The following is a 17,014-nucleotide window of genomic DNA, read 5'->3' on the forward strand; positions in this document are numbered from 1 at the left end:
CCCTGTGATCTGCGTTCCTGATGCCCGCAATGACACCACAGAGGCGCGCGACCGAAGGGCGCGCGCCGGTCGGATCGCGTCAGCGCTCCGAAACACGTTACTCTGTCATCCCGCGCGCCGCCCGGATCAGTCGCAGAATGTCCTGCGCGGCCGTTGGAATGTTGGTGCCGGGCCCGAATATCGCCTTGACCCCTGCATCCTTCAGGAACTTGTAATCCTGCTGCGGAATGACGCCGCCACAAATCACCAGAATGTCGCCCGCGCCCGCATCCTTCAGCGCCTGCACCAGTTGCGGTGCAAGCGTCTTGTGCCCGGCTGCCTGACTGGAAATCCCGATCACATGCACGTCATTGTCGACGGCATCCTGCGCGGCCTCTTGCGGAGTCTGGAACAGCGGGCCAACATCAACATCGAACCCGATATCGGCAAATGCCGTGGCGATGACCTTGGCACCCCGATCATGCCCGTCTTGCCCCATCTTGACCACCAGCATACGCGGGCGCCGCCCTTCATCCTCGGCGAATTTCTCGACCGATTTCTGAATCTCGGCAAAGCCTTCGTCGCCCTCGTAGGCAGCGCCATACACGCCCGCCAGCGTCTTTACTTCGGCACGGTGCCGACCGAAAACTTTTTCCATCGCCATGCTGATCTCTCCGACTGTTGCACGGGCGCGCGCCGCTTCGACCGCGCCTTCCAGAAGATTGCCGCCCTCTTTTGCGCGGCGTTCCAATTCGTCCAGAGCCGCCGTGCAGGCGGCCTCGTCCCGCGTGGCGCGCATCTTTTCCAGCGCCGCCACCTGATTTTCGCGCACCTTGACGTTGTCCACGTCCAGAATGTCGATCGGATCTTCCGTTTCCTTGCGGTACTTGTTGACGCCGACAACCACTTCGTCACCCCGGTCGATCATCGCCTGACGAACGGCTGCACTTTCCTCGATCCGCAGCTTCGGCATGCCCGATGCGACCGCTTTGGTCATGCCGCCCATTTCTTCGACCTCTTCGATAAGCTCCCAGGCCTTTTCGGCAAGATCATGGGTCAGCTTCTCGACGTAATAGGATCCAGCCAGCGGATCGACGACGCGCGTCACCTGCGTTTCCTCTTGCAGGATCAGCTGTGTGTTGCGCGCAATCCGGGCGCTGAATTCCGTGGGCAGGGCAATCGCCTCGTCCAGCGCGTTTGTGTGCAGCGACTGGGTGCCGCCAAGAACGGCGCTCATTGCCTCATAGGCGGTGCGGATGACGTTGTTATAGGGGTCTTGTTCTTGCAGGCTGACGCCACTGGTTTGGCAATGGGTCCGCAGCATCTTGGACCGTGGGTTTTGTGCGCCCAGTTCGGTCATGATCCGGTGCCACAGGAAACGCGCGGCCCGCAGCTTTGCCGCCTCCATGAAGAAATTCATCCCGATGGCGAAGAAGAACGACAGCCGCCCGGCGAACTTGTCCACATCCATGCCGCGTTCAATCGCCGCTTTCACATATTCGCGGCCGTCGGCCAGCGTGTAGGCCAGTTCCTGAACAAGGTTCGCGCCGGCCTCTTGCATGTGGTAGCCCGAAATCGAGATCGAGTTGAACTTCGGCATCTCGGCGCTGGTATATTCGATGATATCCGCAATGATCCGCATCGAGGGTTCGGGCGGATACACATAGGTGTTGCGCACCATGAATTCCTTGAGGATGTCGTTCTGGATCGTGCCCGACAGCAGCGCGCGGTCATGGCCCTGCTCTTCGCCGGTGACGATGAAATTCGCCAGAATCGGGATCACCGCGCCGTTCATCGTCATGGACACGGAAACTTGATCCAGCGGAATGCCGTCGAACAGGATCTTCATGTCCTCGACAGAATCGATGGCCACACCGGCCTTGCCGACATCGCCCACGACGCGCGGATGATCGCTGTCATAGCCGCGATGCGTCGCCAGGTCGAACGCGACCGAAACCCCCTGCTGTCCTGCCGCCAGCGCCTTGCGGTAGAAGCGGTTGGATTCCTCGGCTGTCGAGAACCCGGCATATTGCCGGATGGTCCAGGGACGGCCTGCATACATCGTGGCCTTCACGCCGCGCGTAAAAGGTTGCTCGCCGGGCATCGTGCCCAGATGCGGCAGCCCCTCGACATCCTCGGCGGAATAGACGGGATTCACGTCGATGCCTTCCAGCGTTTTCCACGTCAGATCGTCCAGTGGACGGCCGCGCAGTTCTTTCTCAGCGACCGAACGCCATTGCTCTTTCTTGGATGTCATGGGCTTGTCCTCTTGCAATATGTCTGCCGGGATCCGCTATGCGGATCCCTGGCGAAGCGATTGGCGGAAAGTTTTTCGCGGCTTGCATGGGTTGCGACCTTCGCAATGGTGGCGCAAGGTCCTATATTCCTTAGTTACAGGAGTAAGTATGACCCTTTCCCGACAGCTCTTTTCCGCGATTTTCGCGACCGCTCTGGCGATCAGCCCCGCCATCACCGCCGCCGCGGAAGAGGTGGCGCAAGAGCTGTTGCTGAACCCGCCCGAAACCGAAGAATTGCCGCTGGTGCGCAGTGCCGAAGGAGTCGACCTGGCAGAGTATCTGTGGATCAAGCGGCCCATCATCGTCTTTGCCGACAGTTCCGCCGACCCCCGGTATGTCCAGCAGATGCAGTTCATCAATGACCGGATCGACGATCTGGCGTTGCGCGATGTGGTGGTGCTGACCGATACCGACGCCTCCACCGCCAGCCCGGCGCGGCAAAAGCTGCGGCCGCGCGGCTTCATGCTTGCGATCCTCGGCAAGGATGGCGGCGTCAAGCTACGCAAACCGCTGCCGTGGAGTGTTCGGGAAATCACCCGCTCGATCGACAAGTTTCCGACGCGCCGGCAGGAAATCCGCGACCGGCACCCGGCCCGGCCGTGACAGAGGGCTCTTGCGGCCTGTAGCGCCGTCGCCTGACGGTGCCAATCGACGTTTTCAGATGTCGATTGGCACCGAAACACACGCGACAAGACAGGCGTCGGCCAAGATGTAAGGCCATCGCGCGCCGCGTCGGCACTGACGCTTGTAAACCACCCATATGCCTGCAGTGACGCGACTATCTGGCCCGGCCTGAACATGGCGGTTTATTCAAACTCCATGATGATGTCATCAACGGCAAGATTCTCGCCAGCGGCGGTGTTGATCTTGGTGACGATGGCCTTCTTCTCGGCGCGCAGGATGTTCTCCATCTTCATCGCTTCGACAGTGCAAAGCGACTGGCCCTCCTGCACTTCCTGTCCGACCTCGACATCGACCTTCACGATCAGGCCCGGCATCGGACAAAGCAGCAGCTTGGACGTGTCCGGCGGCATTTTCACCGGCATCAACCGCGCAAGTTCGGCCTGGCGCGGTGTCCGCACATGAACCTTCAGATCGGCACCCCGGCTGCGGATGCGGAACCCGCCCGAGATCTTGCCGACCTTCAGCACCAGCGGCGTATCATCCACCGACATGCGCGCCAGCGCATCACCCGGCGTCCACTTGCCCGAAACCCGCAGCGCATCGCCATTGTCGAACGTCACCGTGGCACCCTTCGGATCGGCAGAGACGACGACATCGTAATCGACATCCTGCAAGGCGACATTCCACTTTTCCCCGACATGGCGTTCGTGGTTGTCCAACCGGCCCGATACCCGCGCGCGCCGGATCTCGGCCACCCGATTCATCGCCGCCGCAGCCGCAGCGATACGCTGTAAATCGGCTTCGGGCAGGGTCACGCCCTCGAACCCTTCGGGGTATTCCTCTTCGATGAAGGCCGTGGTCATATCGCCGCTGGTGAATTTCGGATGGTCCATCACCGCCGACAGGAACGGCAGGTTGTGGCCGATCCCCTCGACCTCAAAGCTATCCAGCGCGACGCGCATCTCTTCGATCGCCTGTTCGCGCGTGGGTGCCCATGTACACAGCTTGGCAATCATCGGATCGTAATACATCGAGATTTCGCCGCCCTCGAAAACGCCCGTGTCATTGCGCACGGCAGAGTAGGCATCGGCATGCTCTTCGGGTGGACGATAGCGGGTCAGTCGCCCGATTGACGGCAGAAACCCGCGATACGGGTCTTCGGCATAAAGCCTGTTTTCGATGGCCCAGCCGTTGATCTTGAGGTCATCCTGAACAAAGGACAGTTTCTCGCCCGCCGCGACACGGATCATCTGCTCCACCAGATCAACGCCGGTGATCAGTTCCGTGACCGGATGTTCCACCTGCAAGCGGGTGTTCATTTCGAGAAAGTAGAAATTCCGCTCGCCATCGACGATGAATTCCACCGTGCCCGCGCTGGCATAATCCACGGCCTGCGCCAGCGCCACGGCCTGATCGCCCATCGCCTTGCGGGTGGCCTCGTCCAGGAACGGGCTGGGGGCCTCTTCGACGACTTTCTGGTTGCGGCGCTGGATCGAGCATTCGCGTTCATGCAGGTAAACCGCATTGCCATGCGTGTCCGCCAACACCTGAATTTCAATGTGGCGCGGCTGGGTCACGAATTTCTCGATGAAGATACGGTCATCGCCAAAGCTGTTGGCGGCCTCGTTCTTCGAGGACTGAAACCCTTCGCGGGCCTCGTCATCATTCCAGGCGATCCGCATGCCCTTGCCGCCGCCACCGGCGCTGGCCTTGATCATCACCGGATAGCCGACCTGATTGGAGATTTTCACCGCATCTTCGGCATCCTCGATCAAGCCCATATAGCCGGGCACCGTCGAAACGCCCGCCTCCTGCGCCAGCTTTTTCGAGGTGATCTTGTCACCCATCGCCTTGATGGCCCCCACCGGCGGCCCAATAAAGGCCACGCCTTCAGCCTCCAGCGCCTCTGCGAATTTGGGGTTTTCGGACAGGAAACCATAGCCGGGATGCACGGCTTCGGCACCGGTCTGGCGGATCGCGTCCATGACCTTTTCAATCACGATATAGGATTGGTTGGCCGGAGCAGGCCCGATATGAACCGCCTCATCCGCCATCTTGACGTGCAGCGCGTTGCGATCCGCATCCGAATAGATCGCCACCGTCTTGATGCCCATCTTGCGGGCAGTCTTGATGACTCGGCAGGCAATCTCGCCACGGTTGGCGATCAGGATCTTCTTGAACATCTCCGGTCCCTTCACTGTAGTGTAGCGCAGGCCTGACCTGCGGTATCGGCATGAAAAAGGCCGCCCGTGCAATTGACTGCACGAACGGCCTTGGAATTATTTCTCTCTATCGCGCGCTGCGCTGTCAGCCGCGCCTTCGCAACACCCTGTGGTGCGGGTGTTCCGATGAACGCCGCACGGGCAGCATACCGATCAGCAGCGGTTCGGGTAGGTTCGGCAATAGGCGACGTTTGCCGCAGCCCCCACAGCCGCGCCGGTAAGCGGATCGCCATCCGTGACGACAGCACCCGCAGCCCCCGCGCCACCACCGATGATCGCCTGTTCACCAAGCGTGTCGCCACAGGCCGAAAGACCGATGATACCGGCCCCCAAAACGACCCATTTGATTGTGTTCGCGAACATGTCCTGTCTCCTTCACCTTTGTTCCGGAGGATAACACAGGAGCGCGCCAGCTTGTTCCAACACAAAGCCGATAATGACCCCGCATAGGCAAAACCTTGCCAATGCAAAGGTTTAAACTCATCATCACCCAAACAAAAAACGGGCGGCAGGCCTTGGGGAAGACCTCGCCGCCCGATAGGGGAAGGGTAACGGTGATCGGGTTGCATCGAAATGCCGCCCTCTCGCAATACGAGGACACTGCGCCGAAGAACCGCCATCGCCAAGCAGGTTTCTTCAAAACCGCTCAGGTCAGCGCAAAGCCGCCTATTCCACCCTAAGGTGAGCGGATTCATGCCCACTCGCCTTCGTCAAATGCTTGCGGAAAGGATGCGCGGGCAACGGCTTCGTCGATGACCAGAAGCGCCTCATAGTCTGTGGGATCGAAGTCATCCCCTACTGGTTTGACCTCGCGACCTAAAAGCCACCCCAAACGTCCCGCGTCCAGGTTGCCCCGTTCGAACGGCTCGGTGCCGAAATGCTCCCACAAAGCCGCCAGAAATGCCTCGTCGGCGCGGCGGTCCGGCGCACGGCGATCAGCATAGCGTTCGCGGCGCACTAGCGGCGACGCTCCCTTAGAATTTGCACGACGGACAGTAAACTGGAAATCTGAACCGGGAAGACGCCCCGGAAAGCCGCGATGCTTCAGCATGCCCACCCCTCCGTCATCGCAGAGGCGCGGTATGTGGGCTGGGGCGAAGCGGGCCTGATGGCCCGCTTCGCCAAGCGATTACTTGTATTTACCGGTGTAGGTCGGCTCTGTCGAAATGGGTTCCGGATCGACGACGACATATTCTTCCTGCGCAGGTGCGCAGGCCGAGATTGCGGCGACGAAGCCAAACATTGCGACGAGTTTGATGCTCTTGGACATCTGATTCTCCTGCCAATTTCAATGAATGCGGCAGAATCCTTTGATCCTACACGCCCTCGTTTGTGTATAACGGCTGCAAAGCTGCATCCGTTCCCGAGAATATCAAACCGCGCGACAAAAAGATACATGGCCGGTAACGCGTCAGCGGCATGCGTTGCAAAGACAGCAACACCAAATCCACATGCATTTAGACGCGCAACATCTTGTTTATACATCAATATATCTCCCAGGTGCAGCGACCGTCTTCGATGATATAGGCTTCGAAATATTGTATGTGATCAGGCGACATGACGCCGAAATCAACCGGCTGTTCCGACAAGCTGACAATGATGCGGTCCGGCGTGGCATCCAGCCTGTCAAGATTTGGAAGCGCAAACGCCTGGCAAAGCACCTGCATGTCCTGCGCCACGTCATCAAAGCTTAGCGCGTCTGGCCCTGCCGCGATCTGATGGGCCACGAAACGGAACCGGTAAACATGCCCCGCCCCTTCCTGCTGATCTTCTTGAAGTGCTTCGTGAAAAATCACGGACTGACCGGACGGCAAAATCAGATCGACAGGATCGCCGCTTGCCGCCTGTACCGAACCGACAGACATCAGCAGTGCCGACATGTAAAAACCCGCCAGTCGACCCGACAAATGTCTGACTTTCCTAAAGTTTGCAGAGATTAGCAGACAGCCCCGACCTTCTTTCGAAGCTCCTCCCGTCGGGGCCGTCTTGCCGCGCGGCGTACCCGCGCCTGCTTGCCGGCTGCGTAAGGCGGACATGATGCTCATGCGCGCCCCCGGCGTCTCTTCCCGGCCCATCTGGACCACCGCGCGCGATGCGCAGGGTCGGACAGAAGTTCCGCAAGATCCCGGTGTGCAGTAGGAGGAATTGCCGCGCCATTGGCCATCTGACCCCCGGCACGCACGATCACCCCCATTTGACCGCAGGTTATTTCTACCACAGGCGTGAAGCCACGCAAGCATTTTAGCGCCCGCCAGACATCCTGACGGACCTGACGGGCAAGCCGCGCGGGATCAAGAGGCGGAAACGCGCTGGTCGCTTCTATATCGAAGCGCGCAGGCAGTCTGCGGGCCAGAACATACCGGCCGTCGTCGCGCAAGATATGCCAACCGTTGCTCATCTCTGCATCCCCTTCGCGGCAGGACCAACCCCAGCGCGCGAAAGATCAGCGTCGTATGCGGCAACCTGTTGTCTCAGGTATTGCGAAGGGCCTCGATCAGATCGGCTTTGGTCATTCCAGACCTGCCCGAGACATCCAGTTCCTGCGCCCGCTCGTATAGCGCGTCTCGGGTCCAGTCCTCGTAGGGCTTGGCCTCGCCGCCCTTTTTCGAGGGATGCATGTTCTCGTTCGCCTGCGCATTGGCGATCCGCGCCGCTTTTTCCTTCGACGCGCCGTCCTCGCGCAGCGCCTGATAGGTCTCGTCGTCCTTGATGGATGGTCCGTGGTTGCGGGTCATGGCGCGCTCCTTTGCCCACCAACACGGACACCGCCGGGAAAGTTCCCGAAGATCCGTTGCAAACAGACTGTGGTCGCTGAGACATGGAAGACCCTTGGAATTGCAGTAAGTGCGGCGCGAAGGTGCACGACTACCACGGCGCATAACGCCGCGGCAGGTCCGATCAAAGCGGAATATTGTCGTGCTTTTTCCACGGATTGGTCAGTTTCTTGCCGCGCAAGGATGCAAAGGCACGGCTGACCCTGCGACGGGTGGAACGAGGCTGGATGACCTCGTCGATAAACCCGCGCTCTGCCGCGACAAACGGATTGGCGAACCGATCCTCGTAATCGGCGGCGTGGCTGGCGATCTTGTCAGCATCGCCAAGATCGGCACGGTGAATGATCTCTGTCGCGCCCTTGGCCCCCATCACCGCAATCTCGGCCGTGGGCCAGGCATAGTTGAAATCGCCGCGCAGATGCTTGGAGGCCATAACGTCATAGGCACCACCGTAAGCCTTGCGGGTGATGACCGTGACCTTGGGCACCGTCGCCTCGCCATAGGCAAACAGCAGCTTGGCACCGTGTTTGATGACGCCGCCATATTCCTGTCCCGTTCCCGGAAGAAAGCCCGGCACATCGACGAAGGTCAGGATCGGAATCTCGAACGCATCGCAGAAGCGGACAAACCGCGCGGCCTTGCGGCTGGAGTCAATATCCAGACAACCGGCAAGGACCATCGGCTGGTTCGCCACCACGCCGACGGTCCGGCCTTCCAGACGAATGAACCCGGTGATGATGTTCTTGGCGAAGTTTTCCTGAATCTCGTAGAAATCGGCCTCGTCCGCGACTTTCAGGATCAATTCCTTCATGTCGTAGGGACTGTTGGCATTTTCCGGGATCAACGTGTCGAGCGACGGCTCCATCCGGCCCGGCTCGTCAAAGAACGGACGGACAGGCGGCTTCTCGCGGTTGTTCAGCGGCAGTAGATCAATCAGGCGGCGCACTTCGGCCATCGCTTCGACGTCATTCTCGAATGCACCATCGGCAACGGAGGATTTTTTCGTATGGGTGGACGCACCGCCCAGTTCTTCGGCCGTGACGACCTCGTTCGTGACGGTCTTGACCACATCCGGCCCTGTCACGAACATGTAAGAGCTGTCCTTCACCATGAAGATGAAGTCGGTCATGGCGGGGCTGTAGACGGCCCCACCGGCGCACGGCCCCATGATGACCGAGATCTGCGGCACCACACCGCTGGCCATGATATTGCGCTGAAACACTTCGGCATAGCCGGCAAGAGAGGCGACGCCTTCCTGAATGCGCGCGCCGCCGGAATCGTTGATGCCAATGACCGGCGCGCCGTTCTGCATCGCCATATCCATGATCTTGCAGATTTTCTGCGCATGGGTTTCTGACAGCGATCCGCCGAACACCGTGAAATCCTGACTGAACAGATAGACCTGACGTCCGTTCACCGTGCCCCAGCCGGTCACGACCCCGTCGCCATAAGGGCGCTGCTTTTCCATCCCGAAATCGGTGCAGCGATGTGCGACGAACATATCGAACTCTTCAAACGAGTCCTCGTCCAGCAAAAGCTCGATCCGTTCGCGTGCGGTCAGCTTGCCCTTGGCATGCTGCGCCTCGATGCGCCTTGCCCCACCACCCAGGCGGGCATCGGCACGGCGGTCTTCCAGCTCTTGCAGGATATCTTTCATCGGGCGCTCCCATGTGTCATTTCGCTGGAAAATACAGCATGTTGCAAACGCAGCAAGCCTTATTCCGCAAATTTGCAAATCTTGAAAACCGACAGCAAAGCTAACTGCAAATAAGCAAACTGAACAGATCTGTGCAGATTCAGAATGGACAAGGCTCGATCCACGGCGTACCCCATGAGAAATGAATTCTCTGACACAGGTCCGTTACCTGGACCGCGCAACCCCGCCCCACATCTCTACATTGATCCTGCTTTCGGGCATGGCGGCGCTTGCGATGAACATCTTTCTGCCGTCGCTGCCGAAGATGACCGAGTATTTCGACACCGAATACGGTCTGATGCAGCTTTCAGTCGCGGTGTATCTGGCAGTGAACGCGGGACTTCAACTGGTCATCGGCCCGATCTCGGACACGTTGGGGCGGCGCAAGGTCATCCTGTTCGGGGTCGGATTGTTCTGCGTGGCCACGGTTGGCTGTCTGATCGCGACCAATATCTGGGTGTTTCTTGGCTTTCGGATGATGCAGGCGGTGATCGCAACTGCCATGGTTCTCAGCCGGGCCGTGGTTCGCGACATGTACCCACAGGACCGGGCCGCCTCGATGATCGGCTATGTCACGATGGGCATGTCGGTCGTGCCGATGATCGGGCCGATGATCGGCGGACTGCTGGACGAACTCATGGGATGGCAGGCAAATTTCTGGCTGCTGCTGGGGTTTGGCCTTGCGCTGTTTGTTCTGGCATGGCGCGATCTGGGCGAGACCGCGCAGAGCAGCGGGCTGACACTGCGCCAGCAATTCGGCGAATACCCAGAGCTTACAAGATCGCCGCGCTTTTGGGGCTATGCGATGGCGGCTGGGTTTTCTTCGGGATCGTTCTTTGCCTATGTCGGCGGCGCGCCGTTTGTCGGATCGGTCGTCTTCGGACTTTCCCCGTCAGAGCTTGGCTTGTTTTTCGGCTTTCCTGCCCTGGGCTATTTCGCCGGCAATTTCTTCACCGCGCGGTTTGCCACCCGGTTCGGTATCAACAAGCTGATCCTGTGGGGGTGCCTTTGCGTGACCTTTGGTATTGGACTGGCGCTGATCCTTTTCGCAGTGGGCCTGGGCAATGCATTCGTTTTCTTCGGTTCGATGTCCTTTGTCGGCATCGGCAACGGTCTGAGCCTTCCCAACGCCACGGCGGGCCTGCTGTCGGTGCGCCCACATCTGGCCGGCACCGCGTCCGGCCTTGGCGGATCGTTTCAGATCGGCATGGGCGCGGCGTTGTCAGCGCTGGCCGGTGCTTTGCTTGTGCCGGAATGGGGGGCGTGGCCGCTTCTGCTGATCCAGTTCGCGACCTCCGTGCTTGCCGTGTGCTCGATCCTGCTGGTGATCCGACGCGAACGGAAGGTCTTTGCCCAGCCATTATAGAGGCAGCCTTGCAGCGTTGACTTTGCAAAGCTAGCATCCGCCTATTGCTAATCCGCAAAGGGCGACAAGATGGCGACGCAGAAATTGTATGCCGGCGCAAAACTGCGCGAGCTGCGCACCCGTATGGGGCTGACGCAAAAGGATTTCGCGGCCAAGCTGGGCGTGTCCCTGCCCTATCTCAACCAGATGGAGAACAACAACCGCCCGGTGTCCACGACCGTGGTTCTGGCGCTGGTTCAACAGTTCGGCTTTGACGTCACCGAATTGGCGCAGGGCGATTCCGAACGGCTGGTCTCTGATATGCGCGAAGCGCTGGCCGATCCGGTGTTCAGCGATGCCACACCGCCGCTGGCCGATTTGCGGCTGACAGCATCGAATGCCCCGGCGCTGGCCCGTGCATTTCTGGAACTGCACCGCGCCTATCGCCAAACCCACGAACGGCTGGCCAGCCTTGACGAGGCGTTGGGCCGCGAAGGTGCACAGCTTCGCCCGTCGCCTTGGGAAGAGGTGCGCGATTTTTTCCATTATTGCGACAATTACATCGACGCCGTGGACCGCGCGGCAGAGAAATTCGCGGGCCTCGCGCTGGAACATGGCGACATGCGGACCGGCACCCAGATCCGGCTGGAGCGCATCGGTGTCACGGTGCGCTATGCCCGCGTCGGCCCGTTGCGACATTTCGATCCGGATACGCGCACACTGACACTGTCGGCGTTGGCAGCACCGGCTACACAGACCTTCCAGATGCTGCTTCAGGTGGCGCTGCTGCATCAGGATCAGTTGCTGGAGGCGACGCTGGATCTGGCGCGGTTCCAGTCAGAAGAGGCCAGATCAATCGCCAAGATCGGTCTGGCCAACTATTTCGCGGGCGCCGCGCTGATGCCCTACACCGCCTTTTTGACCGAAGCCCAAGAGGTCCGGCACGATCTTGAACTGCTGGCGACCCGGTTTGGCGCCTCGCTGGAACAGGTGGCGCACCGGCTGTCCACGCTGCAACGCCCTCAGGCGCGCGGCATCCCGTTCTTCTTTGTGCGGGTGGATCAGGCAGGCACGATCACCAAGCGTCACTCGGCCACGCGGCTGCAATTTGCGCGCTTTGGCGGTGCCTGTCCGCTCTGGAACGTCCACCGGGCGTTCGAGACACCGGGGCGGTTCTTGCGGCAATTAGCCGAAACGCCGGACGGCGTGCGCTATGTCTCGCTCGCGCGGGATGTCTCGAAACCCGGCGGGCATTACGGCGCGCCGGTGCGGCGCTACGCCATCGCGCTTGGATGCGAGGTCGCCCATGCCGCGCAGTTGGTCTATGCCGATGGGCAGGATCTGTCGCAGGACAAGGCGTTTGAGCCAATAGGCATTTCCTGCCGGATCTGCGAGCGCACCAAGTGCCACCAACGCTCTGTTCCCCCGCTGGAGCGGCGGTTGACCATCAGCCCCCATCACCGCGACACCCTGCCATACGAGGTGAGCTGAGCGGCGGAAAAAGCTGCCCCGCCGATGAGCACGTGTCGTCTGGCATGTGGTCAGGAGCGCCGCTTCCAATGCGACGGAAAGATCAAAGCTTGGTCGCCGTCGACACAGGCGTCAACGGACGCCGTTTCAGGACCGCCTCGCGCCATGTGATAAAGCTGACCGCAGCCAGAATGATCGAGCCGCCGAAAATCACCCACAGATCGACAGGCTCCGCGAAGACCAGCGCGCCCAACGCAACCGCCCAGACAAGCTGAAGATAAGTCACCGGCTGCGTCACGGTGATCGGTGCTTCGCGAAATGCCAGCGTCATCAGGAAATGCCCCAAGGTCGCCGCGCAGGCGACCCCGAACAGCACCAAAAGCGCATAGCCATCCGGCGTCACCCAGACCGGCCAGGCCAGCGGCACCAGCCCGATCGTGACCGAAACCGACAGGGTTGCCACGATCAGCGTTGCAGGCACCTCATCGGCAAGGATCTTCGCTGTCAGATAGCTGATCGCAAAAAACACGGATGTGGCAAGCATCGCCAGATGACCGGGCTCCAACGCCCGGAATCCCGGACGCACGATCACCAGCGCGCCCAGCAATGCACAGACTACTGCCAGCACCCGCCGCACCGCCAACCGTTCGCCCAGCACAAAGACCGCACCAACGGTCACAAAGGCGGGCGTGAGATAGCCCAGCGACGTCACCTCCGCCAACGGGATGCGGGTCATCGCATAGAACCACAGGCTGACCCCGACTGCATGCACGATGCCGCGCATCCCGATCAACCGCCATTGTCGCCCCGTCAACTGCGTTCTCAGAACGCCGCGCAGCATCGGCAGAAACAGCACCACCCCCATGATATAGCGCAGAAACGCCGCCTCAGAGGCCGGCACCCGCCCGTCCAACAGCTTGACCAGTGCAGTCACAGCGACAAAGCACAGCCCTGCCAGAAGCATCAGGAACGCACCCTTGTAGATATTCTGATCAGCCTGTGTCATGGCGCGCAACAGACCCTGCCATGCGGGCGTGTTCAAGGCGAAACAACCGCGTCCCGCAAAATTCTGCGGGACCATTTGCAGCCCCACCGCTCGGTCCGCATCAGCCCGATACCAAGGTCGCGGCGATGGCCCACATGATCACGCCGATCAACGCATCCAGCACCCGCCACGCCATCGGCCGGGCAAACACCGGTGCCAACAAGCGCGCGCCATAGCCCAATGCAAAGAAAAAGGCGAAAGAAGCCGTCACCGCGCCAATGCCAAATGGCCAGGCCGCGTATTGCGCGGACACGGATCCCAACAGAACCACCGTATCAAGATAGACATGCGGGTTCAGCCAGGTCAGCGCCAGGCAAGTCAGAAGCGCCGCGCGCAGGGATCCCGCGCCCTGCCCGGCCTCCAGCACTTCGCCGCCGCGCCACGCTGCCCAAAAAGCGCGCGCACCATAGAAAAACAGAAAAACCGCGCCGCCCCACCGCATCGCCGCACCAAGGGAGGGCATCGTTTCGATCAAGGCACCAAACCCGGCCACGCCCGCCACGATCAGCACGGCGTCGGACAGCGCACAGGTCAGCGCGATAGCAAACACATGCTGTCGCCGCAGTCCTTGGCGCAGAACAAAGGCATTCTGTGCGCCAATCGCCAGTATCAAGGAAAGCCCCAAGGAGAATCCAGCAACTGCCGACTTCATCATGTTCCGCTTGCGCCTTCTCTGTCAGATCAACAGGCCCGCAGCCTCCCAAAGACGCGGATCTCTCACCACAAGCGCCAGCGCGGTGCCGGAGGCGACGCCAACCAAACTGCGTGCCCGGAACGGGCACCCAATCAGGTCAAAACCGCTCGCGCATAAAGGTCAAAGCTGCGCCATAACCTCGTCGGAGGCTTCGAAATTCGTCGTCACGCGCTGCACATCGTCATCATCTTCCAGCGCGTCCACCAGCTTCATCAGCTTCTGCATGGCGTCCAGATCCAGTTCGGTGGTCGTTGTCGGTCGCCAGACCAGCTTGGTCGATTCCGACTCGCCCAGTTCCGCCTCCAGCGCGTTCGCGACATCGTTCAAATCGGTATCGGCGCACCAGATCACATGGCCATCCTCAGATGATTCCGCATCCTCGGCCCCGGCCTCGATCGCGGCCATCATCACCGTGTCGGCATCTCCGGCCTCCACGGCATAGGTGACTTCGCCCTTGCGTTCGAACATGAACCCGACAGAGCCGGTCTCGCCCAGATTGCCGCCATTCTTGGTAAAGGTGGACCGCACGGTGGACGCGGTCCGGTTGCGATTGTCGGTCATCGCCTCGACAATCACCGCAACCCCATTGGGGCCATAGCCTTCATAGCGGATTTCTTCGTAATCCTCGCTGTCGCCCGCCTGGGATTTCTTGATCGCGCGATCAATCACATCCTTGGGCACCGATTGCGATTTGGCTTCCTTGACCGCCAGCCGCAGGCGCGGGTTCTTCTCGGGATCGGGATCGCCCATCTTGGCGGCCACGGTAATCTCTTTGGACAGTTTGGAGAAAAGTTTGGACCGTGCAGCGTCCTGACGTCCCTTGCGATGCTGAATATTTGCCCATTTTGAATGGCCGGCCATGTGGTTCCTACCTGAATCTGCGCGTTTGGGGTTTATCGGGCTGTCTATATGACAGCAGCGGGGCGTTGGGCAAGACCGCCCGTTGCGACGCTCTCTGGTCAGCGCCCCGGCCGCGATCTATGTATGCTGGATGACAACGGATCAAATCCTGCTCTTCGCGCTCTTCGGCACAATCTTCGGCCTGCTGCTGTGGGGAAAGTTTCGCTATGACATGGTCGCGTTCGCGGGCCTGATGCTGGCCGTCGTGCTGGGGCTTGTGCCGTCTGAAAAGGCGTTTTCCGGATTTGGCCATCCCGCCACGCTGATCGTGGCGCTTGTGCTGATCGTCTCGGCCGGGCTGGTGCGTTCCGGCGCGGTCTATCTGATCACCCGGACGATGATCGACAGCACCCGCAATGTGGCGTCCCATATTGCGATCATGGGGGCTGTGGGTGGCGTATTGTCGGCCTTTATGAACAACGTGGCCGCACTGGCCTTGCTGATGCCGGTGGATATGCAGACCGCCCATAAGGCGGGGCGCGCACCGGGAAAGACTCTGATGGCGCTCAGCTTTGCCACGATCCTCGGCGGCATGGTCACCTTGATCGGAACGCCCCCCAACATCATCATCGCAACGATCCGCGAACAGACGCTGGGCACGCCTTTCGGAATGTTCGATTTTGCTCCGGTCGGTGCCGCCGCCGCGATCGCGGGGCTGCTTTTTGTGGCGCTTGTTGGCTGGCGCCTTGTCCCGGACCGGGGTGCCACCGGTGCCCGCGCCGCCGATCTTCAGCAATATGTCGCCGAACTTACAGTGCCGGATGACAGCCCCCTCATCGGCAAACGCCTGAACGAGTTGCGCCCCGAAGCGGAAGCCTCCGATGTCGCCATGCTTGGCCTGATCCGCGACGGCGAACGCCGTTACGGGCGGCAAGGCAACACGCCGCTGCGGGCGCAGGACGCGCTGGTACTGGAGGCAACCCCCGAAGCGCTTGACGAATTCCGCTCTGCCCTGAAGCTCGATTTCTCCGACACGCGTCGCGAAGAGTTGCTGGAGGTCGAGGGTGACGGGCTGCGCTTGATAGAAGTCGTGGTCCCGGAAAACTCTCCCCCTGTCGGGCGCACGATGCAAAGCCTTGGGCTGGCCTGGCGGCAGCGCACCGTGCTGATGGGCATTTCGCGGCAGGGCCGACGCCTCAGCCGTCAGGTCCGCAAGACCGAGATCCGGCCCGGTGACATTCTTCTGTTGCTTGCGCCGCGCGAAACTGCCGACGACGTGGTGACATATCTCGGCTGCCTGCCGCTTGCGAGCCGCAGGCTTGCAGTGACGCAGGATCGCAAGACATGGATCGCGATCGGCCTGTTCGGATCCGCCGTGGCGGCGGCATCATTCGGGCTGGTCTACCTTCCTGTCGCATTGGGGCTGGTGGTGATCGGTTATGTTCTGGCGCGTATTCTGCCATTGGCAGAGATTTACGATCATATTGAATGGCCGGTTGTGGTCCTTTTGGGCAGCATGATCCCGCTAGGCGCGGCGCTGGAGGACGCGGGTGGCACCCAGCTGATCGCACACGGCCTGGTCGGACTGACCGAAGGCTGGGCACCCTGGATGATCCTTGGCGTGTTGATGGTGGTGACCATGACCCTGTCGGATGTTCTCAACAACACTGCCACCACCATTGTCGCCGCCCCCGTCGGGATCGAAATGGCGCGGACGCTGGACGTGTCGCCTGATCCGTTTCTGATGGCCGTGGCGGTGGCTGCCTCTGCGGCGTTCCTGACGCCGATCGGGCATAAGAACAACACGTTGATCCTTGGCCCCGGCGGTTACCGGTTTGGCGATTACTGGCGCATGGGCTTGCCGCTGGAGATCCTTATCGTCGCGGTCACACTGCCGGTACTGATGATTGTCTGGCCGTTCACGCCCTGACAAGGTTTGATCTGACGGAGTGCGCGTGCCGCGCACACAGGGTTCATTTTTGCGTACACGCAGATGGGGCGCTGCCCCCGCCCATGCTGGCGCATGGT

General features: G+C 60.7%; 16 protein-coding genes. 4 read left to right on the top strand and 12 right to left on the bottom strand.

Annotated features, from left to right (window positions below; genetic code table 11):
• Positions 1 to 97 precede the first annotated feature (97 nt).
• On the bottom strand, positions 98 to 2,236 hold the full coding sequence (gene scpA / locus B8991_RS08830; RefSeq protein ID WP_084352565.1) for a methylmalonyl-CoA mutase: 2,139 nt from the start codon (positions 2,234 to 2,236) through the stop codon (positions 98 to 100).
• Positions 2,237 to 2,384: 148 nt separating this feature from the next.
• Between scpA and B8991_RS08835 the strand changes: the two genes are divergently transcribed.
• Positions 2,385 to 2,879, top strand: a complete 495-nt coding sequence (locus B8991_RS08835; RefSeq protein WP_084352567.1) for a DUF4174 domain-containing protein — start codon at positions 2,385 to 2,387, stop codon at positions 2,877 to 2,879.
• 203 nt (positions 2,880 to 3,082) lie between these two features.
• On the opposite strand, the gene B8991_RS08840 is transcribed toward B8991_RS08835, so the two are convergent.
• The 8 genes from B8991_RS08840 to B8991_RS08875 form a co-directional block, all read right to left on the bottom strand.
• The gene (locus B8991_RS08840) at positions 3,083 to 5,083 is read right to left on the bottom strand and encodes an acetyl-CoA carboxylase biotin carboxylase subunit (protein WP_084352569.1); all 2,001 of its coding nucleotides are present in this window, start codon (positions 5,081 to 5,083) and stop codon (positions 3,083 to 3,085) included.
• A 192-nt stretch (positions 5,084 to 5,275) separates the two neighbouring features.
• Positions 5,276 to 5,485, bottom strand: coding sequence for a hypothetical protein (locus B8991_RS08845; protein ID WP_084352571.1), 210 nt, complete (start codon positions 5,483 to 5,485; stop codon positions 5,276 to 5,278).
• A 328-nt stretch (positions 5,486 to 5,813) separates the two neighbouring features.
• Entirely contained in the window at positions 5,814 to 6,173 is a 360-nt protein-coding gene (locus B8991_RS08855) for a hypothetical protein (RefSeq protein WP_084352575.1), read from the bottom strand.
• A 78-nt stretch (positions 6,174 to 6,251) separates the two neighbouring features.
• A complete protein-coding gene (locus B8991_RS21435; RefSeq protein ID WP_179141450.1) occupies positions 6,252 to 6,392 on the bottom strand; it encodes a hypothetical protein in 141 nt (46 codons plus the stop codon).
• 214 nt (positions 6,393 to 6,606) lie between these two features.
• The gene (locus tag B8991_RS08860) at positions 6,607 to 7,002 is read right to left on the bottom strand and encodes a DUF6497 family protein (RefSeq protein ID WP_084352730.1); all 396 of its coding nucleotides are present in this window, start codon (positions 7,000 to 7,002) and stop codon (positions 6,607 to 6,609) included.
• A 161-nt stretch (positions 7,003 to 7,163) separates the two neighbouring features.
• The gene (locus B8991_RS21695) at positions 7,164 to 7,520 is read right to left on the bottom strand and encodes a hypothetical protein (RefSeq protein WP_084352578.1); all 357 of its coding nucleotides are present in this window, start codon (positions 7,518 to 7,520) and stop codon (positions 7,164 to 7,166) included.
• Positions 7,521 to 7,593: 73 nt separating this feature from the next.
• Positions 7,594 to 7,857, bottom strand: a complete 264-nt coding sequence (locus tag B8991_RS08870) for a DUF7218 family protein (RefSeq protein ID WP_084352580.1) — start codon at positions 7,855 to 7,857, stop codon at positions 7,594 to 7,596.
• A 163-nt stretch (positions 7,858 to 8,020) separates the two neighbouring features.
• The gene (locus B8991_RS08875; protein WP_084352582.1) at positions 8,021 to 9,553 is read right to left on the bottom strand and encodes an acyl-CoA carboxylase subunit beta; all 1,533 of its coding nucleotides are present in this window, start codon (positions 9,551 to 9,553) and stop codon (positions 8,021 to 8,023) included.
• A gap of 181 nt (positions 9,554 to 9,734) precedes the next feature.
• Here B8991_RS08875 and B8991_RS08880 point away from each other — a divergent pair, with 181 nt between their 5' ends.
• The gene (locus tag B8991_RS08880; RefSeq protein ID WP_084352585.1) at positions 9,735 to 10,958 is read left to right on the top strand and encodes a multidrug effflux MFS transporter; all 1,224 of its coding nucleotides are present in this window, start codon (positions 9,735 to 9,737) and stop codon (positions 10,956 to 10,958) included.
• Between the two features lie 69 nt (positions 10,959 to 11,027).
• Complete coding sequence (locus tag B8991_RS08885; RefSeq protein WP_084352587.1) at positions 11,028 to 12,428, top strand: helix-turn-helix domain-containing protein; 1,401 nt, start codon at positions 11,028 to 11,030, stop codon at positions 12,426 to 12,428.
• Positions 12,429 to 12,510: 82 nt separating this feature from the next.
• Here B8991_RS08885 and B8991_RS08890 read toward each other — a convergent pair whose 3' ends face one another.
• From B8991_RS08890 to B8991_RS08900, 3 genes are all read right to left on the bottom strand, one after another.
• Positions 12,511 to 13,413: a DMT family transporter gene (locus B8991_RS08890; RefSeq protein WP_232824859.1), complete on the bottom strand. Its 903-nt coding sequence runs from the start codon at positions 13,411 to 13,413 to the stop codon at positions 12,511 to 12,513.
• A gap of 100 nt (positions 13,414 to 13,513) precedes the next feature.
• Positions 13,514 to 14,104, bottom strand: a complete 591-nt coding sequence (locus B8991_RS08895) for a LysE/ArgO family amino acid transporter (protein ID WP_084352732.1) — start codon at positions 14,102 to 14,104, stop codon at positions 13,514 to 13,516.
• Between the two features lie 162 nt (positions 14,105 to 14,266).
• Positions 14,267 to 15,007, bottom strand: a complete 741-nt coding sequence (locus B8991_RS08900; protein ID WP_084352589.1) for a YebC/PmpR family DNA-binding transcriptional regulator — start codon at positions 15,005 to 15,007, stop codon at positions 14,267 to 14,269.
• A gap of 130 nt (positions 15,008 to 15,137) precedes the next feature.
• On the opposite strand from B8991_RS08900, the gene B8991_RS08905 reads away from it, so the two are divergent.
• The gene (locus tag B8991_RS08905) at positions 15,138 to 16,916 is read left to right on the top strand and encodes an SLC13 family permease (protein WP_084352733.1); all 1,779 of its coding nucleotides are present in this window, start codon (positions 15,138 to 15,140) and stop codon (positions 16,914 to 16,916) included.
• The last annotated feature ends 98 nt before the right edge of the window (positions 16,917 to 17,014 follow it).

The sequence above is a fragment of the Primorskyibacter flagellatus genome (assembly GCF_900176485.1).
GTDB lineage: Bacteria > Pseudomonadota > Alphaproteobacteria > Rhodobacterales > Rhodobacteraceae > Primorskyibacter > Primorskyibacter flagellatus.